Source organism: Streptomyces sp. NPDC088915, from assembly GCF_044749825.1.
Taxonomy (GTDB): Bacteria; Actinomycetota; Actinomycetes; order Streptomycetales; family Streptomycetaceae; genus Streptomyces.
In genome coordinates, this window is sequence record NZ_JBIVIR010000003.1 from 330024 (window position 1) to 350822 (window position 20799).

21 protein-coding genes and 1 riboswitch are annotated in these 20799 nt (G+C 72.8%); of the genes, 18 read left to right on the top strand and 3 right to left on the bottom strand.

Annotated features, from left to right (window positions below):
- Positions 1–40: 40 nt before the first annotated feature.
- The 8 genes from lepB to ACIP5O_RS08165 all read left to right on the top strand — a co-directional run bounded on the left by lepB (position 41) and on the right by ACIP5O_RS08165 (position 7250).
- Positions 41–805, top strand: coding sequence for a signal peptidase I (gene lepB, locus ACIP5O_RS08130; RefSeq protein WP_401289937.1), 765 nt, complete (start codon positions 41–43; stop codon positions 803–805).
- Between the two features lie 176 nt (positions 806–981).
- Positions 982–1485 carry an NUDIX hydrolase gene (locus ACIP5O_RS08135; RefSeq protein WP_401289940.1) on the top strand — a complete coding sequence of 168 codons (504 nt, stop codon included), beginning with the start codon at positions 982–984 and terminating at the stop codon, positions 1483–1485.
- Between the two features lie 55 nt (positions 1486–1540).
- Positions 1541–1849, top strand: coding sequence for a DUF2469 domain-containing protein (locus ACIP5O_RS08140; protein WP_005311352.1), 309 nt, complete (start codon positions 1541–1543; stop codon positions 1847–1849).
- Positions 1850–2091: 242 nt separating this feature from the next.
- On the top strand, positions 2092–2538 hold the full coding sequence (locus ACIP5O_RS08145) for a YraN family protein (protein ID WP_401289943.1): 447 nt from the start codon (positions 2092–2094) through the stop codon (positions 2536–2538).
- On the top strand, positions 2538–4151 hold the full coding sequence (locus ACIP5O_RS08150) for a YifB family Mg chelatase-like AAA ATPase (protein WP_401289946.1): 1614 nt from the start codon (positions 2538–2540) through the stop codon (positions 4149–4151). The genes ACIP5O_RS08145 and ACIP5O_RS08150 overlap by 1 nt, the downstream gene beginning before the upstream one ends.
- Positions 4148–5548 carry a DNA-processing protein DprA gene (gene dprA / locus ACIP5O_RS08155; RefSeq protein WP_401289949.1) on the top strand — a complete coding sequence of 467 codons (1401 nt, stop codon included), beginning with the start codon at positions 4148–4150 and terminating at the stop codon, positions 5546–5548. The genes ACIP5O_RS08150 and dprA overlap by 4 nt, the downstream gene beginning before the upstream one ends.
- Positions 5549–5793: 245 nt before the next feature.
- Positions 5794–6630 carry an RNA polymerase sigma factor WhiG gene (gene whiG, locus ACIP5O_RS08160; RefSeq protein ID WP_062751998.1) on the top strand — a complete coding sequence of 279 codons (837 nt, stop codon included), beginning with the start codon at positions 5794–5796 and terminating at the stop codon, positions 6628–6630.
- 71 nt (positions 6631–6701) lie between these two features.
- Positions 6702–7250 (top strand): TetR/AcrR family transcriptional regulator, encoded by a 549-nt coding sequence (locus tag ACIP5O_RS08165; RefSeq protein WP_401290193.1) that lies wholly within the window; start codon positions 6702–6704, stop codon positions 7248–7250.
- A 71-nt stretch (positions 7251–7321) separates the two neighbouring features.
- Here ACIP5O_RS08165 and ACIP5O_RS08170 read toward each other — a convergent pair whose 3' ends face one another.
- Positions 7322–7798, bottom strand: coding sequence for a murein hydrolase activator EnvC family protein (locus ACIP5O_RS08170; RefSeq protein ID WP_401289952.1), 477 nt, complete (start codon positions 7796–7798; stop codon positions 7322–7324).
- Between the two features lie 253 nt (positions 7799–8051).
- On the opposite strand from ACIP5O_RS08170, the gene rpsB reads away from it, so the two are divergent.
- The 10 genes from rpsB to ACIP5O_RS08220 all read left to right on the top strand — a co-directional run bounded on the left by rpsB (position 8052) and on the right by ACIP5O_RS08220 (position 18752).
- Positions 8052–8963 (top strand): 30S ribosomal protein S2, encoded by a 912-nt coding sequence (rpsB, locus tag ACIP5O_RS08175; RefSeq protein ID WP_356546920.1) that lies wholly within the window; start codon positions 8052–8054, stop codon positions 8961–8963.
- A gap of 108 nt (positions 8964–9071) precedes the next feature.
- On the top strand, positions 9072–9908 hold the full coding sequence (gene tsf, locus ACIP5O_RS08180) for a translation elongation factor Ts (protein WP_401289955.1): 837 nt from the start codon (positions 9072–9074) through the stop codon (positions 9906–9908).
- Between the two features lie 163 nt (positions 9909–10071).
- Positions 10072–10836, top strand: coding sequence for a UMP kinase (gene pyrH / locus ACIP5O_RS08185; protein ID WP_030217948.1), 765 nt, complete (start codon positions 10072–10074; stop codon positions 10834–10836).
- Positions 10837–10930: 94 nt separating this feature from the next.
- Positions 10931–11488, top strand: a complete 558-nt coding sequence (gene frr, locus ACIP5O_RS08190; protein WP_383441537.1) for a ribosome recycling factor — start codon at positions 10931–10933, stop codon at positions 11486–11488.
- A complete protein-coding gene (locus ACIP5O_RS08195; protein WP_356546926.1) occupies positions 11488–12591 on the top strand; it encodes a phosphatidate cytidylyltransferase in 1104 nt (367 codons plus the stop codon). The genes frr and ACIP5O_RS08195 overlap by 1 nt, the downstream gene beginning before the upstream one ends.
- Before the next feature lie 200 nt (positions 12592–12791).
- Positions 12792–13898 (top strand): 23S rRNA (adenine(2503)-C(2))-methyltransferase RlmN, encoded by a 1107-nt coding sequence (rlmN, locus tag ACIP5O_RS08200; protein ID WP_125661713.1) that lies wholly within the window; start codon positions 12792–12794, stop codon positions 13896–13898.
- 33 nt (positions 13899–13931) lie between these two features.
- Positions 13932–14042, top strand: a riboswitch (TPP riboswitch).
- A gap of 80 nt (positions 14043–14122) precedes the next feature.
- A complete protein-coding gene (locus ACIP5O_RS08205) occupies positions 14123–15214 on the top strand; it encodes a thiamine ABC transporter substrate binding subunit (protein ID WP_401289962.1) in 1092 nt (363 codons plus the stop codon).
- Positions 15215–15345: 131 nt separating this feature from the next.
- Positions 15346–16959: an ABC transporter permease gene (locus ACIP5O_RS08210; protein ID WP_401290196.1), complete on the top strand. Its 1614-nt coding sequence runs from the start codon at positions 15346–15348 to the stop codon at positions 16957–16959.
- Entirely contained in the window at positions 16959–17990 is a 1032-nt protein-coding gene (locus tag ACIP5O_RS08215; protein ID WP_401289965.1) for an ABC transporter ATP-binding protein, read from the top strand. Before ACIP5O_RS08210 ends, ACIP5O_RS08215 begins: the two co-directional genes overlap by 1 nt.
- Before the next feature lie 114 nt (positions 17991–18104).
- A complete protein-coding gene (locus ACIP5O_RS08220) occupies positions 18105–18752 on the top strand; it encodes a dihydrofolate reductase family protein (protein WP_401289968.1) in 648 nt (215 codons plus the stop codon).
- 27 nt (positions 18753–18779) lie between these two features.
- On the opposite strand, the gene ACIP5O_RS08225 is transcribed toward ACIP5O_RS08220, so the two are convergent.
- Both ACIP5O_RS08225 and ACIP5O_RS08230 read right to left on the bottom strand, forming a co-directional pair.
- Entirely contained in the window at positions 18780–19940 is a 1161-nt protein-coding gene (locus ACIP5O_RS08225) for a hypothetical protein (protein WP_401289970.1), read from the bottom strand.
- Entirely contained in the window at positions 19922–20650 is a 729-nt protein-coding gene (locus ACIP5O_RS08230; protein WP_401289973.1) for an ABC transporter ATP-binding protein, read from the bottom strand. Before ACIP5O_RS08230 ends, ACIP5O_RS08225 begins: the two co-directional genes overlap by 19 nt.
- Positions 20651–20799: the final 149 nt, after the last annotated feature.

Consider the following 20799-nt stretch of genomic DNA (forward strand, 5'->3'; position numbering starts at 1 on the left):
GTGTGCCGTCCCGGACCGTCGACAGACCTCTGGGGTGCACATGAGCGGAACCATACGGACCAAGGGCGGCCGCGGCCGCCTCGGCAGCGTGCTGTCGGGGCTGGCCGTGGCCGTCGGCTGTGTGCTCTTCCTCGGCGGGTTCGTCTGGGGCGCCGTGCTCTACCGGCCGTTCACCGTCCCCACCGACTCCATGACCCCCACCCTCGACGTCAACTCGCGCGTGCTCGCCGAGCGCGTCGACGGGGCCGAGGTGAAGCGCGGTGACGTCGTCGTCTTCAACGACCCCCTCTGGGGCTCCTCGCCCATGGTCAAGCGAGTCGTGGCCGTCGGCGGCGACACGGTCGCCTGCTGCGACGCGGAGGGGCGGCTCACCGTCAACGGCAAGGCCGTCGACGAGCCGTACCTCAGGCCCGGGATGGGCGGCCGTACGATCGCCTCCGACCGGGAGTTCTCCGTGACCGTCCCCGAGGACAGCCTCTTCCTCCTCGGCGACGACCGGCACACCTCCCTCGACTCCCGCACCCACCTCGAAGAGGCCGGCCGGGGCTCCGTGCCCCGCTCCACGGTCGTCGCCAGGGTCGACGCCGTCGTCTGGCCCGCCAAGGGCCTCCTGGACCGCCCCACGGGCTTCGCGGGCCTTCCGGGCGGCGTCTCGCGGCCGGGGCCGTTCACGACCCTCCTCGCGGTGATCGGGGCCGGCGGCGTACTGGTCTTCGCGGGAGCCGCGTACGGGCCGGTGGCGCGGCTCCTGGGCCGGCGACCGGACGGCCGGCGGACCGGGGCCCGGGAGGGGGCGGGAGTATGACGGAGCCCGTACGGGAGACGGAGGCGGTTACGGGTAGGGGGGAGCAGCCTTTGCCGGGCGGGGACGAGGCCGTACCGGCTGCGGGGGAGCCCTATGCGAGTGCGGGAGAGCCCTCCGCGAGTGCGGGAGAGCCCTCCGCGAGTACGGGAGAGCCCTCCGCGAGTGCGGGGGAGTCCGTGCCGGGTGCGGGGCCCGTGGTCCGGAAGGTCGCGCGGGTCGTCCTGCTCGACCCGGAGGACCGCGTCCTGCTGCTGCACGGCCACGAGCCCGAGGACCCCGGCCTCTCCTGGTGGTTCACGCCCGGCGGGGGACTGGAGGGCGACGAGACCCGGGAAGCGGCCGCGCTGCGCGAACTGGCGGAGGAGACCGGCATCACCGACGTCGACCTCGGACCCGTCCTCTGGACCCGGCACTGCTCCTTCCCCTTCGCCGGACGGCGCTGGGACCAGGACGAGTGGTACTACCTCGCCCGCACCCGCCGGGCCGGGGCCGCGCCCGGGCCGCGGGCCCTCACGGAGCTGGAGACCCGCAGTCTCTCGGGCCTGAGATGGTGGACCTCCGCCGAACTGTCGGCCGCCCGTGAGACGGTGTACCCGACCAGGCTCGCCGAGCTGCTGCGCACGCTGCTCGACGAGGGACCTCCGCGTGCACCGGTCGTCCTCGCCCCGGAAATCGTCTAGGGACGCGTACGGCTGGCGCACAATGGGGGGACGCACGGCTGAAGGGGAACATGCCATGAGCGCCGAGGACCTCGAGAAGTACGAGACCGAGATGGAGCTGAAGCTCTACCGGGAGTACCGCGACGTCGTCGGCCTGTTCAAATACGTGATCGAGACCGAGCGGCGTTTCTACCTCACCAACGACTACGAGATGCAGGTCCACTCGGTGCAGGGTGAGGTCTTCTTCGAGGTCAGCATGGCGGATGCCTGGGTCTGGGACATGTACAGGCCGGCCAGGTTCGTCAAGCAGGTCCGTGTGCTCACGTTCAAGGACGTGAACATCGAGGAGCTCAACAAGAGCGACCTCGAACTTCCCGGCAGCTGAGGCCGGTAGCAATCGGGTCCGACGGCAACCGGGTCCGGTGACGGTCGGGTCCGACGGCAACCGGGTCCGACGGCAACCGGGTCCGGCGGCGGTCGGGTCCGGCGGTGGTGGGGTCCGGCGGTTGGGGTGCTGCCGGACGATCACCCCCACGGGTGAGGGGGTTCTCCACAGCACCCCGGCCGTCCACAGCCCCGCACACGGAACGCCTCACCCCGTCACAGTCGGTGACGGAGGTGGTCCGTATGAACACGACCGATACGACTGACCCGACCGATACGACTGACCCGACCGATACGACTGATCCGACCGGCGCGACGGACAGGACCGGCGCCACCCGTGCGCTCGGACGGTACGGGGAGGAGCTGGCGACCCGCCGGCTCACCGCGACCGGCATGCACATCCTCGCCCGCAACTGGCGCTGCGGCCGGGCCGGCGAGATCGACATCGTCGCCCGCGACGGCGACACCCTCGTCATCTGCGAGGTCAAGACCCGGCGCCACGGCGCCTACGAACACCCGATGGCCGCCGTCACGCCCCGCAAGGCCGAACGGCTCCGCCGCCTCGCCGACTGCTGGCTCGACCGCAGCGGCACCCCGGCCCCCGCCGGAGGCGTCCGCATCGACCTCGTCGGCATCGTCCTGCCCCGCCGCGGCGCCCCCGTCCTCACCCACGCCCAGGGGGTGGCCTGATGGGATTCGCCCGCACCTGCTCCGTCGCCCTCGTCGGCGTCGAGGGCGTCGTCGTCGAAGTACAGGCCGACCTCGAACCCGGCGTCGCCGCCTTCGCCCTCGTCGGCCTCCCCGACAAGAGCCTCACCGAGAGCCGCGACCGCGTCCGCGCCGCCGTCGTCAATTCCGGCGGTGAATGGCCCCAGAAGAAGCTCACCGTCGGCCTGAGCCCGGCGTCCGTCCCGAAAGGTGGCAGCGGTTTTGATCTTGCTGTTGCCGCCGCCGTACTCGGCGCCGCCGAGCGGATCGACCCGCGCACCATCGCCGACCTCGTCCTCATCGGCGAACTCGGACTCGACGGACGCGTCCGCCCCGTCCGCGGCATCCTGCCTGCCGTCCTCGCCGCCGCCGACGCCGGATACCGGCAGGTCGTCGTCCCCGAGCAGACCGCGGGCGAGGCCTCGCTCGTCCCCGGAGTCTCCGTCCTCGGCGTCCGCAGCCTGCGCCAACTGATCGCCGTCCTCACGGACGAACCCGTCCCCGACGAGGAACCCACCGAGGAGGGACGGCCCGACGCCATGCTCGCCGGACTCCTCGTCCCCGGCGCCGGCATCGGCACCGGCCTCGCCGCCGACCCCGCCGAAGGACCCGACCTCGCCGACGTCGCCGGCCAGCACCACGCCCGCCGCGCCCTGGAGATCGCCGCCGCCGGCAGCCACCACCTCCTGCTCTCGGGACCGCCCGGAGCGGGGAAGACCATGCTGGCCGAGCGCCTCCCCGGCATCCTCCCGCCCCTCACCCGACAGGAGTCCCTGGAGGTCACCGCCGTCCACTCCGTCGCCGGCATCCTCCCGCCCGGCGAACCCCTCGTCCGCCGCGCCCCCTACTGCGCGCCCCACCACTCCGCCACCATGCAGTCCCTCGTCGGCGGCGGGAACGGACTCCCCAGGCCCGGTGCCGTCTCCCTCGCCCACCGCGGCATCCTCTTCCTCGACGAAGCCCCCGAATTCTCGGGCAAGGCACTGGACGCGCTCCGCCAGCCCCTCGAATCCGGGCACGTCGTCATCGCCCGTGCCGCCGGCGTCGTCCGCCTCCCCGCCCGCTTCCTCCTCGCCCTCGCCGCCAACCCCTGCCCCTGCGGACGGCACACCCTGTACGGCGCCGGCTGCGAATGCCCGCCCTCGCTCGTCCGCCGCTACCAGGCACGCCTCTCCGGACCCCTGCTCGACCGGGTCGACCTGCGCGTCGAGGCCGAGCCCGTCACCCGCGCCGACCTCCTCGGGCAGGGCGGCAGGGGAGAGACCACCGCCGTCGTCGCCGAGCGCGTCCGCGAGGCCCGCGCCCGGGCCGCCGCCCGGCTCGCCGACACCCCCTGGAGGGTCAACAGCGAGATCCCCGGCCACGAGCTCCGCACCCGCTACCACGCGGCGCCCGGAGCCCTCGCCGAGGCCGAACGCGACATCGAACGCGGACTGCTCACCGCCCGCGGCCTCGACCGCGTCCTGCGCGTCGCCTGGACCGTCGCCGACCTGGCCGGACACGACCGGCCGGACCACCGGGACATCGCCCTCGCCCTGGAGATGCGCACCGGCGTCGCCCGCGGCGTGCCCGTCGGAACGGGAGGCCGCGCATGACCCCCGACACTCCCACCGCCTCCGCGGCCTCTGCCGCCTCCACCGCCTCCACGGACGAACGGCTCGCCCGTGCCGCCCTCACCCGCACCGTCGAACCCGGTGACGAACACGCCGGCCGCTGGATCCGCCGGTACGGGGCCACCGGCTTCCTCGAACGACTCCTGTACCCCGACGACGGCCGATCCGGCGACGGCACCCGTCCCGACGACGGCCGATCCGGCGACGGCACCCGTCCCGAGGACGGCCGATCCGGCGACGGCACCCGTCCCGAGGACGGCCGATTCGACGACGGCACCCGTCCCGACGACGGCACCCGCCGTGACGGTCACACTCATCCCGACGACCACACTCACTCCGACGACGGCACCCACCCCGACAGGGGCCCCTTCCCCGGCACCGGTCGCAAACGCGTCGCCTCCTGGCGACTGCGCGCCACCGCCGCCGAACCCGCCCGCGACCTCGACGCCGTCCACGCCCTCGGCGGCCGCTTCCTCATCCCCGGCGACACCGAATGGCCCCGGCAGCTCGACGACCTCGGAGACGCCCGCCCCGTCGGCCTCTGGCTCCGGGGCCCCGCCGATCTGCGCACCTGGGCCCTGCGCTCCGTCGCCCTGGTCGGCGCCCGCGCCTGCACCCCCTACGGCGCCCACATCGCCACCGACCTCGCCACCGGCCTCGCGAGAAAAGGCTGGGTCGTCGTTTCCGGGGCCGCCTACGGCATCGACGCCGCCGCCCACCGGGGAGCCCTCGCCGCCGAGGGCGCCACCATCGCCGTCCTCGCCTGCGGCGTCGACGTCCCCTACCCCCGCGGCCACGACCGGCTCATCCGGCGCATCACCGAACAGGGCCTGGTAGCAGGGGAGTTGCCGCCCGGAAGTCACCCCACCCCCAGCCGCTTCATCCTCCGCAACCGCGTCATCGCCGCCCTCACCCGCGGAACCGTCGTCGTCGAGGCGCAGCACCGCAGCGGCTCCCTCTCCACCGCTCGCGCTGCCGCACGGCTCGGCCGCCACACCATGGGCGTGCCCGGGCCGGCCACCAGCGCGCTCTCCGCGGGCGTGCACGAACTCCTGCGCGGTGACGCCACCCTCGTCACCGACGCCGAGGAGATCGTGGAACTCGTCGGGGACATGGGCCAGCTCGCCCCGGCGCGCCGGGGTCCCGTCCTGCCCCGCGACCTCCTCGCCCCCGCCACGGCGCACGTCCTGGAGGCCGTCCCCGCCCGCGGCCCCACCCCCACCACCGTCATCGCCCAGCGCGCCGGGACCCACCCCGACGAGACCCTCGCCAAGCTGTACGAACTCCACTCCCTCGGCTTCGTCGAACGGTACGGAGTGGGCTGGCAGTTGACGAACAGCGCCACACAGGCGTCGAACGCGCGGCGAGGCGGTACTTGACCTGGAGCATTCGGGTGAAAAGGTGAAGCCGATGAACAATCGAGTTCCCTCGACCGCCTCCGAGGGGCCGACCCGCGCCACGGCCCCGGTTCGAAGACGTGACCGACGGGGTCCACCGGGAGCGGCGCGATCCACCGATGTTCGCTCACCGCGACGGCACACTCACGCTACGCTCACCGGGATTCCCTCCACGACACCCACGCCCACACCGACACACCCGACAGCAGAACGGCTCAAGGCAACGCATGCCCCAGCACACCTCCGGGTCTGACCGCGCTGCGGTGCCCCCAGCGGCCCGGGGCACCGTGCGACCGCCCGCACCGACCTCCCTCGACGAACTGTGGCGGTCGTACAAGGACACGGGCGACGAGCGGCTGCGGGAGCAGCTGATCCTGCACTACTCGCCCCTCGTCAAGTACGTCGCGGGACGGGTCAGCGTCGGGCTGCCGTCCAACGTGGAACAGGCCGACTTCGTCTCCTCCGGCGTCTTCGGCCTCATCGACGCCATCGAGAAGTTCGACGTCGAACGCGCCATCAAGTTCGAGACGTACGCCATCACCCGCATCCGCGGCGCCATGATCGACGAACTCCGCGCCCTCGACTGGATCCCGCGCTCCGTCCGGCAGAAGGCGCGGAACGTCGAACGCGCCTACGCCACCCTGGAGGCCCAGCTCCGCCGCACCCCCTCCGAGAGCGAGGTCGCCGCGGAGATGGACATCACGCTGGAGGAACTGCACGCGGTCTTCAGCCAGTTGTCCCTGGCCAACGTGGTCGCCCTGGAGGAGCTGCTGCACGTCGGCGGCGAGGGCGGGGACCGGCTCTCCCTGATGGACACGCTGGAGGACACGGCCGCCGACAACCCCGTCGAGATCGCCGAGGACCGCGAGCTGCGCCGGCTGCTCGCCCGCGCCATCAACACGCTCCCCGAACGCGAGAAGACGGTCGTCACCCTCTACTACTACGAGGGCCTCACGCTCGCCGAGATCGGCCACGTCCTGGGCGTCACCGAGAGCCGCGTCAGCCAGATCCACACCAAGTCCGTCCTCCAGCTCCGCGCCAAGCTGGCCGACGTCGGACGCTGAGCGACGCGGTCCGGTCGTACAGTGGAGCCGTGCCCAGGATTCGAGCGGCCTCCGTGGCCGAGCACCGGACGATGCAGCGCGGCGCCCTGCTGGACGCCGCGCGTTCCCTGCTGTCCGAGGGCGGGACGGAGGCGCTGACCTTCCCCGCACTCGCCGAGCGCACGGGCCTCGCCCGCTCGTCGGTCTACGAGTACTTCCGATCGCGCGCCGCCGTCGTCGAGGAGCTGTGCGCCGTCGACTTCCCGGTCTGGGCCGCCGAGGTCGAGCTGGCCATGGCCGACGCGGAGACGCCCCAGGACAAGGTCGAGGCGTACGTCCGCAAGCAGCTGGAGCTGGTCGGGGACCGGCGCCACCGCGCGGTCGTCGCCATCTCCGCCGGCGAGCTGGACGACGGCGCCCGCGAGAAGATCCGCGCGGCCCACGGCGGCCTCGTCACCATGGTCGTCGAAGCGCTCGCCGCCCTGGGACAGCCCCGCCCCCGCCTGGCCGCCATGCTCCTCCAAGGCGTCGTCGACGCCGCCGTCCGCCGCCTCGAACTCGGCGCGGCCGAGGACCCCGCGGAGATCACCGAGGCGGCGGTCACGATGGCCCTCCACGGCGTCAACGGCTCCCCGGCCTGACCGCTCGAAGAAAACGTCCGGGACCCCCCTCCCCCCTCCCCTCCCCCCACCCCCCCACCCCCCTCCGTTTCTCAGCCCCCCAGCGGCAGCAGCCGCGACGGTGCCCTTTTCGTCAGGAGCAGGGGGTTCAGGTAGTGGTCGCCCCTGCGGAGGCCCCAGTGGAGGCAGGTTTCCGGGCAGTGGGTGCCGGGGGTGACGCGGGCGATCGGGGTGCCCGCCGGGACCGTGGTGCCGGCCAGGACCAGGGGGGTCACCGGGGAGAAGGTCGTGCGCAGCGGGGGAGTGCCCGTGCCCGGGAGGGTCAGGGTGAGGACCCCCCGGCCGCCGACCGGACCCGCGAAGGTCACCGTGCCCGCCGTGGGAGCCAGGACCGGGGTGCCCGGTGGTGCGGCGAGGTCGACGCCGCGGTGGCCCGCCGCGTACGGGCCCGGCGGGGGCTGCCAGCCGCGGACGATCCCGGGCGGGGGCGTGCCGTCCACCGGCCAGAAGGGGCCGACGGCCAGGAGCAGGGCCGTGAGCGACGTCGTGAGGCAGGTCGTGAAGTGCATGGGGGAAGGCTCCCCCGGCCGTCCGGTCCGTACGGGTCGCGGGCGGTTCCTGTGGACTACTCACCGGTTGTGGACAGTGCCGTCACCCGTTGCCCCCGGGGTCCCGTACACTTCCTATGGCGACTCGGGTCACCGGGTCGACTTCGCACGCCCCGCCACGGTCCTCCGACGGTGGCAGCGCCTTTCGGTCCCTCGTGGGCATGGCGCGCCGGGGCGTCAGGAACACAACCGAGAAACCCAAGGAGATACGGCCATGGCCGTCGTCACGATGCGGGAGCTGCTGGAGAGCGGCGTCCACTTCGGTCACCAGACCCGTCGCTGGAACCCGAAGATGAAGCGCTTCATCTTCACCGAGCGCAACGGCATCTACATCATCGACCTGCTCCAGTCGCTGTCGTACATCGACCGCGCCTACGAGTTCGTCAAGGAGACCGTCGCGCACGGCGGCTCCATCATGTTCGTCGGTACGAAGAAGCAGGCCCAGGAGGCCATCGCCGAGCAGGCGACGCGCGTCGGCATGCCGTACGTCAACCAGCGTTGGCTCGGTGGCATGCTCACCAACTTCTCCACCGTCTACAAGCGTCTGCAGCGCCTCAAGGAGCTCGAGCAGATCGACTTCGAGGACGTCGCCGCCTCGGGTCTCACCAAGAAGGAGCTCCTGGTCCTCTCCCGCGAGAAGGCCAAGCTGGAGAAGACCCTCGGTGGCATCCGCGAGATGCAGAAGGTGCCGAGCGCCGTCTGGATCGTCGACACCAAGAAGGAGCACATCGCCGTCGGTGAGGCGCGCAAGCTCCACATCCCGGTCGTCGCGATCCTCGACACCAACTGCGACCCCGACGAGGTCGACTACAAGATCCCGGGCAACGACGACGCGATCCGCTCCGTCACCCTGCTCACCCGCGTGATCGCCGACGCCGTCGCCGAGGGCCTCATCGCCCGCTCCGGCGCCGCGACCGGCGACTCGAAGCCGGGCGAGAAGGCCCAGGGCGAGCCGCTCGCCGAGTGGGAGCGCGACCTGCTCGAGGGTGAGAAGAAGGCCGACGAGACCGAGGCCGAGGCCCCGGCCGCCGCCGAGGCCGCCGAGGTCCAGACCTCCGCCGAGACCGAGAAGGTCGCGGACGCCGAGGCCGCCGACGCTCCGGCCGAGGCCGCCGAGCAGGCCTGACCCTTCAGGACCCAGGTCCTCGGGTGACGACGGCGGGGGCCCACGAAGCCCCCGCCGTCCTCCCGTGGACCCGCCCGATCTTTCAGACTTCGAGAGAGAAACAGACTCATGGCGAACTACACCGCCGCTGACGTCAAGAAGCTCCGCGAGCTCACCGGCGCCGGCATGATGGACTGCAAGAAGGCCCTGGACGAGGCCGACGGCGACGTCGACAAGGCCGTCGAGGCCCTGCGCATCAAGGGCCAGAAGGGTGTCGCCAAGCGCGAGGGCCGCTCCGCCGAGAACGGCGCCGTGGTCTCCCTCATCGCCGACGACAACACCTCCGGCGTCCTCGTCGAGCTGAAGTGCGAGACGGACTTCGTCGCCAAGGGCGACAAGTTCCTCGCCGTCGCCAACGCGCTCGCCGCCCACGTGGCCGCGACCGCCCCGGCCGGCATCGAGGCCCTCCTCGCCTCCGAGATCGAGCCCGGCAAGACCGTGCAGGCCTACGTGGACGAGGCCAACGCCAACCTCGGCGAGAAGATCGTCCTCGACCGCTTCGCGCAGTACGCCGACGGCTACGTCTCCGCGTACATGCACCGCACCATGCCCGACCTCCCGCCGCAGATCGGTGTCCTCGTCGAGTTCGACAAGGAGAACGCCGAGGTCGCCAAGGGCGTCGCGCAGCACATCGCCGCCTTCGCGCCGAAGTACCTCACCCGTGAGGACGTCCCGGCCGAGGTCGTCGAGTCCGAGCGCCGCATCGCCGAGGAGACCACCCGCGCCGAGGGCAAGCCCGAGGCCGCGATCGCCAAGATCGTCGAGGGTCGCGTCAACGGCTTCTTCAAGGACGCTACGCTGCTCGGCCAGCCGTACGCCCTGGACAACAAGAAGTCCGTCCAGCAGATCCTGGACGAGGCCGGTGTCACCCTGAAGCGCTTCGCCCGCATCAAGGTCGGCATCTGAGTCCGGTCGCGAACGCGACGGACACCGGACCCCGGTAGGGTCTGAAGCAGTCGTCCGCGCCCGCGCAGGACGACCGCAGATCTGACGAGGAGGCCATTGCCGCACGGGATACCGCGAGGACCCAAGGCAATGGCCTCCTTCGTATGTGCACGAGGAGAACTCCATGAACCAGGGCGCCGTACAGGGCGACGACAACAACGGCAAAAAGGCCGGCCGCTACATGCTGAAGCTGTCCGGAGAAGCCTTCTCCGGCGGTACCGGCCTGGGCGTCGACCCCGACGTCGTGCACGCCATCGCGCGTGAGATCGCGGCCGTCGTCCGCGACGGCGCGGAGATCGCGATCGTGATCGGCGGGGGCAACTTCTTCCGTGGCGCCGAACTCCAGCAGCGCGGCATGGACCGGGCCCGCTCCGACTACATGGGCATGCTCGGCACCGTGATGAACTGCCTCGCCCTCCAGGACTTCCTGGAGAAGGAGGGCATCGACTCCCGCGTCCAGACCGCCATCACCATGGGCCAGGTCGCCGAGCCCTACATCCCGCTGCGCGCCGTGCGCCACCTGGAGAAGGGCCGCGTGGTCATCTTCGGCGCGGGCATGGGCATGCCGTACTTCTCCACGGACACCACCGCCGCCCAGCGCGCCCTGGAGATCGACGCCGAGGCCCTGCTCATGGGCAAGAACGGCGTCGACGGCGTGTACGACTCCGACCCGAAGCGCAACCCCGACGCGGTCAAGTTCGACGCGCTCGAGTACGGCGAGGTGATCGCCCGCGACCTCAAGGTCGCCGACGCCACCGCCGTCACCCTGTGCCGGGACAACAACCTCCCGATCCTCGTCTTCGAACTGCTCGCCGAGGGCAATATCGCGCGCGCGGTGAAGGGTGAGAAGATCGGCACGCTCGTGAGCGACCAGGGCACCCGGGCCTGACCCGAACCGGGAACCGCCCCGCACGGGGCTGGACGACAGCCCTGCCGGTCGTACACCGTGCAGGACACAACGCGACGACACGCAGGAGCATGTGGTGATCGAAGAGACCCTCCTCGAGGCCGAGGAGAAGATGGAGAAGGCCGTCGTGGTCGCCAAGGAGGACTTCGCCGCGATCCGCACCGGCCGTGCGCACCCGGCGATGTTCAACAAGATCGTGGCGGACTACTACGGCGCCCTCACGCCCATCAACCAGCTCGCGTCCTTCTCGGTGCCCGAGCCGCGGATGGCCGTGGTGACCCCGTTCGACAAGAGCGCGCTGCGCAACATCGAGCAGGCGATCCGCGACTCCGACCTCGGCGTCAACCCGAGCAACGACGGCAACATCATCCGGGTGGTGTTCCCCGAGCTGACCGAGGAGCGCCGCCGCGAGTACATCAAGGTCGCCAAGGGCAAGGCCGAGGACTCGAAGATCTCGATCCGCTCGGTGCGCCGCAAGGCCAAGGAGACCATCGACAAGTTCGTCAAGGACGGCGAGGTCGGCGAGGACGAGGGCCGTCGCGCGGAGAAGGAGCTCGACGACACCACCGCGAAGTACGTCACGCAGGTGGACGAGCTGCTCAAGCACAAGGAAGCCGAGCTGCTCGAGGTCTGATGAACGACTCTTCCTGGGATGCCCCGGCCGGTTCCGGCCGCGGGGGACCCCACCAGGGGCCCGCCCCGGCGGGTCCCGCCCACGAGGGACATCCGGCGGCGCAGACTCGCCCCATGCCCATCGTGCCCGACGTTCCCGCCGGCGGATTCCAGGACGGTCACGGCCGGGGGGCCGCTCACCCGAGCGGTCCCCTGTTCCGCGACGAGACCCCGCACGAGCACCCGCAGGAGCCCATGTCCAGCCGCACCCCGCCTCCGCCGCCCGCGCCGCAGGCGCCACGGCAGAAGAAGAGCGCGGGGCGCGACCTGGGCGCGGCCATAGGGGTCGGGGTCGGTCTCGGCGCCGTCATCATCGCCTCGCTGTTCATCTGGAAGGCGGCCTTCGTCGGGGTGGTCGCGGTCGCCGTGGTGGTCGGGCTGTGGGAGCTGACCTCCCGGCTCCAGGAGCGCAAGCGGATCAAGGCGCCGCTGGTGCCGCTCGCGGTCGGCGGCGCGGCGATGGTCGTCGCCGGGTACGTGCGCGGTGCCGAGGGCGCCTGGGTCGCGATGGCCCTGACGGCGCTCGCGGTCCTGGTGTGGCGCATGACGGAGCCGCCCGAGGGCTATCTGAAGGACGTCACGGCGGGCGTGTTCGCCGCGTTCTACGTGCCGTTCCTGGCGACGTTCGTGTCGCTGCTGCTCGCCGCGGACGACGGCCCGTGGCGGGTGCTGACCTTCCTGCTCCTGACGGTGGTCAGCGACACCGGGGCGTACGCGATCGGCTGGCGCTTCGGCAAGCGCAAGCTGGCGCCGAGGATCAGCCCCGGCAAGACCCGCGAGGGCCTGGTCGGCGCGGTGACGTTCGCGATGGCGGCGGGCGCGCTGTGCATGCAGTTCATGATCGACGACGGGGTCTGGTGGCAGGGCCTGATCCTCGGCCTCGCGGTGGCGGCGAGCGCGACGCTCGGCGACCTCGGCGAGTCGATGATCAAGCGCGACCTGGGCATCAAGGACATGGGCACGCTGCTGCCCGGCCACGGCGGCATCATGGACCGGTTGGACTCCCTGCTGCCGACGGCGCCGGTGGTGTGGCTGCTTCTGGCGTTGTTCGTCGGTACCGGCTGACCGGCCATGGCGCCAGGCGGCGGAGCCGCACGTCGACACAGCATGGACCGGCTGGACTCCCTGCTGCCGACGGCGCCGGTGGTGTGGTTGCTGCTCGCGTTGTTCGTCGGTACCGGCTGACCTGCGGTTCTTCGGACGAGGGGCCCGTTGTCCACAGGACGGCGGGTCCCTCTTCGTATCTCTGCGACACTGGTAGCACCATGCCCAAGCCCGGAGAACTCACTTTCGTCGCCCCCCGCGGAGCCAAGAAGCCGCCGCGGCACCTCGCCGACCTCACGCCCGCCGAGCGGAAGGAGGCCGTCGCCGCGATCGGCGAGAAGCCCTTCCGCGCCAAGCAGCTGTCCACGCACTACTTCGCGCGGTACGCGCACGACCCCGCCGAGTGGACCGACATCCCGGCCGCCTCGCGGGAGAAGCTGGCCGGGGAGCTGCTGCCCGACCTGATGTCCGTGGTGCGGCACATCTCGTGCGACGACGACACCACCCGCAAGACCCTGTGGCGGCTGCACGACGGCACGCTCGTGGAGTCGGTGCTCATGCGCTACCCGGACCGGGTGACCATGTGCATCTCCTCGCAGGCCGGCTGCGGGATGAACTGCCCGTTCTGCGCGACCGGACAGGCCGGCCTCGACCGGAACCTGTCGACCGCCGAGATCGTGCACCAGATCGTGGACGGCATGCGGGCCCTGCGCGACGGCGAGGTCCCCGGCGGCCCGGCGCGCCTGTCGAACATCGTGTTCATGGGCATGGGCGAGCCGCTCGCCAACTACAAGCGGGTCGTCGGCGCCATCCGCCGCCTCACCGACCCCGAGCCGGACGGCCTGGGCCTGTCCCAGCGCGGGATCACCGTCTCCACCGTCGGACTCGTGCCCGCGATGCTGCGCTTCGCCGACGAGGGCTTCAAGTGCCGGCTCGCGGTCTCCCTGCACGCCCCGGACGACGAGCTGCGCGACACCCTCGTGCCCGTCAACACGCGCTGGAAGGTCCGGGAGGTCCTCGACGCGGCCTGGGAGTACGCGGAGAAGTCCGGGCGCCGGATCTCCATCGAGTACGCCCTCATCCGGGACATCAACGACCAGGCCTGGCGCGGCGACCTGCTCGGCAGGCTGCTCAAGGGCAAGCGGGTGCACGTCAACCTGATCCCGCTGAACCCGACGCCCGGGTCGAAGTGGACCGCCTCCCGCCCGGAGGACGAGAAGGCGTTCGTCGAGGCCATCGCCCGCCACGGCGTGCCGGTGACCGTGCGCGACACCCGGGGCCAGGAGATCGACGGCGCCTGTGGACAGCTCGCGGCCGCCGAACGCTGACCTTGTACTCTGAGCTCGAACACATCTTCATAGCCATTCCGACAGGGGAGCGCCACAGCGCTGAGAGTGCGGTGACCTTCAGACCGCAGACCCTCTGAACCTCGCCCAGGTCATTCTGGGTAGGGAGTTCGGTCGTAACTCGAGCTGTTGCGCCCTGCCCGCGTCCGGTCCGCCGGACGGGGCGGGGCCGCGTCTCTTCCTGGTCCCACCCAGGAGGAAATTCAGTGAGCATCAAGAAGCAGGCCGCCGTCGCGGTCCTCGCGGCGCTCGGCGTCACCGCCCTCGCCGCCTGCGGCACCGACGACGCCGGCAAGGCCGCCGGCAAGACCGGCGCGCCCGCGCCGAAGACCGTGACCCTGGTCAGCCACGACTCGTTCAACGCCTCCAAGGAGGTCCTGGCCGAGTTCACGAAGCAGACCGGGTTCACCGTCAAGGTCCTCAAGGCCGGGGACGCCGGCGAGGCCGTCAACAAGGAGATCCTGACCAAGGGCTCCCCGCAGGGCGACGTCTTCTTCGGCGTCGACAACACCCTGCTCTCCCGCGCCCTCGACAACGGGATCTTCGTGCCGTACGAGGCGAAGGGCCTGGACCGGGTCCCGGCGGAGTACCGCCTCGACAAGGAGAACCGGGTCACCCCGATCGACTCCGGCGACATCTGCGTCAACTACGACAAGAAGTACTTCGCCGACAAGAAGCTGGCGCCGCCGGTGACCTTCGACGACCTGGCGAAGCCGGCGTACAGGGACCTGCTCGTCGTCGAGAACCCGGAGCGCTCCTCCCCGGGCCTCGGCTTCCTCCTCGGCACGGCCGCGAAGTACGGCGACGACGGCTGGCAGGACTACTGGAAGAAGCTCAAGGCCAACGGCGTGAAGACCGTCGACAGCTGGGAGCTCGCCTACAACCAGGAGTTCTCCGGCTCGGCCGGCGGCAAGCAGGCCAAGGGCGACCGGCCGCTGGTCGTGTCATACGCCTCCAGCCCGCCGGTCGAGGTGCTGTACGGCGAGCCGCAGCCGAAGGTGGCGCCCACCGGCGTCTCCACCGGCACCTGCTTCCGGCAGACCGAGTTCGCGGGCCTGCTGAACGGGGCGAAGAACCCCGAGGGCGGCAAGGCGCTGATCGACTTCCTGATCTCGAAGAAGTTCCAGGAGGACATGCCGCTCCAGATGTTCGTCAACCCGGTGGCGAAGGACGCGGCCCTGCCCGAGCTGTTCACCAAGCACGGCGTGGTCGTCGAAAAGCCGGAGACGATGGAGCCCGGGAAGATCGCCGAGAAGCGCGACGCGTGGATCCAGCAGTGGTCCTCGATCGCCCGGTAGACAAGCGCCCGGTGGGCGAGGACCCGGTGGGTGAGCGTCCGGCAGGTGAGCGCCCGGTGGGCGGGGGCCCGGCGGGCAGGCGCTCGGGGCACACGAAGGGCGTGCGCGGGAACGCGGCGCGGCTCGGGCTCATGGCCCTGCCCGTCGCGTTCTTCGCGGTGTTCTTCGCGTGGCCCGTCGTGTCCATCGCGGACCGGGGGCTGCGGCCCGGTGGCGACTGGCGGTTCGGCCGGATCGGCGAGACGCTGAGCCGGCCGGACATTCTCGACGTGCTCGGCTTCACCGCCTGGCAGGCCCTCGCCTCCACCGGCCTCACCCTGCTCGTCGCGCTGCCCGGCGCGTACGTCTTCGCCCGCTTCGACTTCCCCGGCAAGACCGTCCTGCGGGCCGTGGTCACGGTGCCGTTCGTGCTGCCCACCGTTCTGGTCGGCACCGCCTTCCTGGCCCTCGTCGGCCGGAACGGGCTCACCGACGAGCTGTGGGGGCTGCGGCTCGACACGAGCGTGTGGGCGATCCTGCTCGCCCACGTCTTCTTCAACTACGCGGTCGTCGTCCGGACCGTCGGCGGCCTCTGGGCGCAGCTCGACCCGCGCCAGGAGGAGGCCGCCCGGGTCCTCGGCGCCTCCCGCTTCACGGCCTGGCGGACGGTGACGCTGCCCGCGCTCGTCCCGGCCGTGTCGGCGGCGGCCCTGATGGTCTTCCTCTTCACCTTCACCTCCTTCGGCGTCGTGCAGATCCTCGGCGGGGACGCGTACACGACCCTGGAGGCGGAGATCTACCGGCAGACCGCCCGGCTGCTCGACCTGCCGACCGCGGCCGTCCTCACCCTCGTGCAGTTCGTCGCGGTCGGCGCGATCCTCGCCCTGCACGCGTGGACGGTGCGGCGGCGGGAGACCGCGCTGCGGCTCGTACCGCCGGAGCGGACCGCGCGCCGGCCGCGCGGCGCCGGACAGTGGGCGCTGCTCGGCGGCGTCCTCGTCTCGGTGGCCCTCCTGATCCTGCTGCCGCTCGGCGTGCTCGTGGAGCGGTCGTTCGCCGGTCCCGGGGGGTACGGGCTCGGCTACTACCGGGCGCTCGGCTCGCTCGACGAGAGCGGGACCTTCCTGGTGCCGCCCCTGGAGGCGATCGGGAACTCGCTGCGGTACGCGCTGGCCGCCACCGCCATCGCCGTCGTGATCGGCGGGCTCGCGGCGGCGGCGCTCACCCGGCGGGCGGGACGGCTCGTCCGGGGCTTCGACGCGCTGCTCATGCTGCCGCTGGGGGTCTCCGCCGTCACCGTCGGCTTCGGCTTCCTCATCACGCTCGACGAGCCGCCGTTCGACCTGCGGGCGAGCTGGATCCTCGTCCCCCTCGCGCAGGCCCTCGTCGGCGTCCCCTTCGTCGTCCGGACGATGCTGCCGGTCCTGCGCGCGGTCGACGAGAGGCTGCGGGAGGCGGCGGCCGTGCTCGGCGCCTCGCCGTGGCGGGCCTGGCGGGAGGTGGACCTGCCGCTGGTGCGGCGGGCGCTGCTCATCGCGGCCGGGTTCGCGTTCGCCGTCTCGCTCGGCGAGTTCGGCGCGACCGTGTTCATCGCACGGCCCGACAGTCCGACGCTGCCGGTCGCGGTCGCCCGGCTGCTCGGCCGGCCCGGCGAGCTCAACTACGGCCAGGCGATGGCCCTCTCGACGATTCTGATGGTGGTGTGCGCGGTGTCCCTGCTGCTGCTCGAACGGCTCCGCACCGACCGGACCTCCGGGGAGTTCTGATGCTGAGACTCGACGGGGCGACCGTACGGTTCGGGGCGCGGGCCGTGCTCGACGCCGTGGACCTGCAGGTCGCCGACCACGAGACCGTGTGCGTGCTCGGCCCCAGCGGCAGCGGCAAGTCCACGCTGCTGCGGGCCGTCGCGGGCCTCCAGCCGCTCGACGGCGGCCGGGTGTTCCTGGGCGGCGCCGACCAGGCCGGGGTGCCGACGCACCGGCGGGGCGTCGGGCTCATGTTCCAGGACCACCAGCTCTTCCCGCAGCGGGACGTCGGCGGCAACGTCGCCTTCGGCCTGCGGATGCGGGGCGACGGGAAGGCCGAGCGGGCGGAGCGGGTGCGGGAGCTGCTCGACCTCGTCGGCCTGCCGGGCGCCGGGCGGCGGTCCGTCGCCGCGCTCTCCGGCGGCGAGCAGCAGCGGGTCGCCCTCGCCCGGGCGCTCGCGCCCCGGCCCCGGCTCCTCATGCTCGACGAGCCCCTCGGGCAACTCGACCGGGGCCTGCGGGAGCGGCTCGTCGTGGAGCTGCGGCAGCTCTTCGGGCGGCTCGGGACGACGGTCCTCGCCGTCACCCACGACCAGGGCGAGGCCTTCGCGCTCGCCGACCGGGTCGTGGTCATGCGGGACGGGCGGATCGCCCAGTCGGGGACGCCCGTCGAGGTGTGGCGCCGCCCGGCCTCCGAGTTCGTCGCCCGCTTCCTCGGCTTCGACAACGTGGTGCCCGCCCGGGTCACCGGGACGGTCGCCGAGACCGCCTGGGGGAAGGTCCCGGTGCCGGAGGGCTGCCCGCAGGGCGAGCGGCGGCTCCTCGTCCGCCCCGGCGGCGTGCGCCCGGTCCCCGCCGGGGACGGTGCGGCGGCCTGGACGGTGGAGTCCCGGACCTTCCGGGGCAGCCACGTCGTCGTACGGCTCCGGCCGGCCGACGGCCCGCCCCTGGAGGCCGAGCTCCCGCTGCGGGACGCGCCGGAGGAGGGCACGGAGACCGGGATCGCCTTCCGGCCGGAGGACGTGGTGGTGCTAGGCGACGACACGCCGTAGCGAGCACCGTGGGTGCGATGAGTTCCGCCCGCCGGGGGAGTCTCCCGTACGTACTGCCACGTACGGCGTCTCCGCCGCCCGCACGTCCCGCACGTCCCGCACGGGAGGAACACCATGGCCCAGCTGCTCAGAGTCCAGAACTTCAACGTCTCGTCCGACGGGTACGGCGCCGGGGAGGGGCAGAGCCTCGAACGGCCCTTCGGGCACGCGGACCCGGGGGCGATGTTCGCCTGGGCCGGTGCCACGGCGAGCTGGCCCCGGCGCACCGACCCCGGCGGCAGCCGCGGCCTCGACGACTACCTGACGCGGGACTACGGGCGGAACATCGGCGCCGAGATCATGGGCCGCAACAAGTTCGGGCCCCAGCGCGGGCCCTGGCGGGACCACGAGTGGCGCGGCTGGTGGGGCGACGAGCCGCCGTTCCACACGCCGGTGTTCGTCCTGACCCACCACCCGCGCCCCTCGTTCGCGCTCGGCGACACCACGTTCCACTTCCTCGACGCCGACCCGGCCACCGCCCTCGCGGCGGCGCGGGAGGCGGCGGACGGCAAGGACGTGCGGCTCGGCGGCGGGGCCGCCACCATCCGCGCGTTCCTCGACGCCGGCCTCGTCGACACCCTGCACGTCGCGGTCTCGCCGGTGGAGCTCGGCTCCGGGTCGCGGCTCTGGGAGTCGTCCGACGAACTCCTCGACCGCTACCACCGCGACGTCGTGCCCAGTCCGGGCGGCACGGTCACGCACCACCTGTTCTGGCGGAAGTGAGCGAGGGCCCCGGACGGAGCTGCCGGATCACCCCTTCAGCGGCAGCGCCGCCAGTTCCGCCACCGCCCAGGTCAGGGGCAGGAAGACGGCGAGCAGGGCGCCCGCGCGCAGGAGGGCCGCCCTGCGGAGGGTCGCGGGCGGGGCGCCGACGCGCAGGAGGGCCTCGGTGACGGGGGCGCGGCTCTGCCGGGACTCCAGGGCCGCGGTCAGGAGCGTGGCGCCGGTGCAGGCCAGGATCAGGGTGGCGCCCAGGCCGGTGAGCGGCCCGAACGCGTCGGAGCCCGTGTGCGACGCGTACACCGTGGCCGCCGCGAGCATCCCGGAGAGCACCGCGCAGACCACGCCGAGCGGCCGGCCGATGCGGCGGGCCTCCGCCGTCAGGACGCGGCCCGCGAGCAGCCGGACGGCGCCCGGGCGGACCGCCTGGAGGAGGCGGCCGCAGCCGTGGACGAGGCCGGGGCCCGCCGTCGCGAGGCCGATCGCGGTGAGGACCCAGCCGGCCAGGACGGCCGCCGGGCTGCCGTCGAAGCGGCCCGGCAGCGGGAGGCCGTCCCCGCCGCCGCTCCGGCCCGCGTACGTCTCGACGGCGAGGCCGATCGCGACCAGGGCGACGCCCCACGGAAGCCCGGACGGCATGCTCTCCTCGGCGTCCTCCCCGCCCTCCGGCGCGGTGGGCGTGGCGCGGGGGCGCAGGGCCAGGGCGGCGGCCGCGGCGGCGGTCACGGGGACGATCGCGAGCAGGGTGAGGACGGCCGCGAGCGGCACCGGCTGGTCGGCGGCGAGCAGCCCGGCGGCCGCCCCGTCGAGGGGCAGGCCCGTGAGGTCGCCGCGCAGGTGCAGGTAGAGCAGGAGCGCGACCGCCGAGCCGAGCGTGCAGGTGACGGCCGTCGAGGCGGCGGCGAGCAGGGTGAGCCGGGCCGGTCCGAGGCCGATCGCGGAGAGCCCGGGGCGCGGCCGGGTGCTGGGGTCGGTGCGGGCCACCGCGACCGCGAACTGGACGGTGGCGGCGAGCGGCAGGACGCACCAGAGGAGCCGGAGCGCCGAGGCCGAGGACTGTTCCGGGTGCCCGAGGGCGTGGCCGAGGGTGCAGAGCAGGAGGAAGCCCACCCCGGCGGACGCGGCGGCGACGAGCAGCCGGCGCGCCAGGACGAGGGGGTGGGTGCCCCGGGTCAGACGGAGAGCGAGCACGCGGCGACGCCCTCCGCCCCGGTCGCCGGGGGTACGGCGTCGGCCCGGCGCCCGTCGAGGAGCGCGACCGTGCGGTCGGCGAACGCCGCGACCTCCGCGTCGTGGGTGGCGAGGACCATGGTGATGCCGTGCGAGCGGGCGGCGGCCGTCAGGGTGCGCAGCACCTGGGCGCCGTCGGCGCGGTGCAGGGCGGCGGTCGGCTCGTCGGCGAAGAGCACCGGGGGAGTGGTGACGAGGGCGCGGGCGATCGAGATCCGCTGGCGCTGGGACCGGGTGAGGGCGCCCGGGCGCTTGCGGGCGCAGGCCCCGGCGTCGAGCCGGTCCAGCCACTCCAGGGCGGTGGTCTTCGCGGCGCGGCGGGAGACCCCGCGCAGCAGCAGGGGCAGGGCGGTGTTCTCCCAGCCGGTGAGCTCGGGGACGAGGCCGGGCTCGGGGCCGATCCAGCCGAAGCGCTCGCGGCGGAGCCGTTCGCGCTGGGCGGGGCCCAGGGTGTGCACGGGGCCGCTGTTGAACCAGACCTCGCCCTGCTGGGGGACGAGCTGGCCGGAGAGACAGCGCAGGAGGGTGGTCTTGCCGCTGCCCCGCGGGCCGGTCAGGGCGAGGACCTCGCCCTCGCGGACGCCGAGGGAGACGCCGCTGAGGGCCTCCGCGCCGTCCAGGGAGCAGTGCAGGGAACGCGCCCAGAGCACGTCGTCGTCCGGTGGGGCCATCGCGTACACCTCTGTCGATCCGATCTGTGTCCCCCCGTCCGGAGGGGGTTTCCCCCGTACGGGTGAACGAAGGGCGGGCCTGTCGGTCACTCGGCACCGTAAGTATTCGGATCGGTTCGTAGGGACAGCACACGGCCCGGGCCGCCGCC

Coding starts and splice junctions, on each gene's coding strand:
- lepB (WP_401289937.1), top strand. CDS start 41: ATGAGCGGAACCATACGGACCAAGGGCGGCCGCGGCCGCCTCGGCAGC.
- ACIP5O_RS08140 (WP_005311352.1), top strand. CDS start 1,541: ATGAGCGCCGAGGACCTCGAGAAGTACGAGACCGAGATGGAGCTGAAG.
- ACIP5O_RS08145 (WP_401289943.1), top strand. CDS start 2,092: ATGAACACGACCGATACGACTGACCCGACCGATACGACTGACCCGACC.
- ACIP5O_RS08150 (WP_401289946.1), top strand. CDS start 2,538: ATGGGATTCGCCCGCACCTGCTCCGTCGCCCTCGTCGGCGTCGAGGGC.
- dprA (WP_401289949.1), top strand. CDS start 4,148: ATGACCCCCGACACTCCCACCGCCTCCGCGGCCTCTGCCGCCTCCACC.
- whiG (WP_062751998.1), top strand. CDS start 5,794: ATGCCCCAGCACACCTCCGGGTCTGACCGCGCTGCGGTGCCCCCAGCG.
- ACIP5O_RS08165 (WP_401290193.1), top strand. CDS start 6,702: ATGCAGCGCGGCGCCCTGCTGGACGCCGCGCGTTCCCTGCTGTCCGAG.
- ACIP5O_RS08170 (WP_401289952.1), bottom strand. CDS start 7,798: ATGCACTTCACGACCTGCCTCACGACGTCGCTCACGGCCCTGCTCCTG.
- rpsB (WP_356546920.1), top strand. CDS start 8,052: ATGGCCGTCGTCACGATGCGGGAGCTGCTGGAGAGCGGCGTCCACTTC.
- tsf (WP_401289955.1), top strand. CDS start 9,072: ATGGCGAACTACACCGCCGCTGACGTCAAGAAGCTCCGCGAGCTCACC.
- pyrH (WP_030217948.1), top strand. CDS start 10,072: ATGAACCAGGGCGCCGTACAGGGCGACGACAACAACGGCAAAAAGGCC.
- ACIP5O_RS08195 (WP_356546926.1), top strand. CDS start 11,488: ATGAACGACTCTTCCTGGGATGCCCCGGCCGGTTCCGGCCGCGGGGGA.
- rlmN (WP_125661713.1), top strand. CDS start 12,792: ATGCCCAAGCCCGGAGAACTCACTTTCGTCGCCCCCCGCGGAGCCAAG.
- ACIP5O_RS08210 (WP_401290196.1), top strand. CDS start 15,346: ATGGCCCTGCCCGTCGCGTTCTTCGCGGTGTTCTTCGCGTGGCCCGTC.
- ACIP5O_RS08215 (WP_401289965.1), top strand. CDS start 16,959: ATGCTGAGACTCGACGGGGCGACCGTACGGTTCGGGGCGCGGGCCGTG.
- ACIP5O_RS08220 (WP_401289968.1), top strand. CDS start 18,105: ATGGCCCAGCTGCTCAGAGTCCAGAACTTCAACGTCTCGTCCGACGGG.
- ACIP5O_RS08230 (WP_401289973.1), bottom strand. CDS start 20,650: ATGGCCCCACCGGACGACGACGTGCTCTGGGCGCGTTCCCTGCACTGC.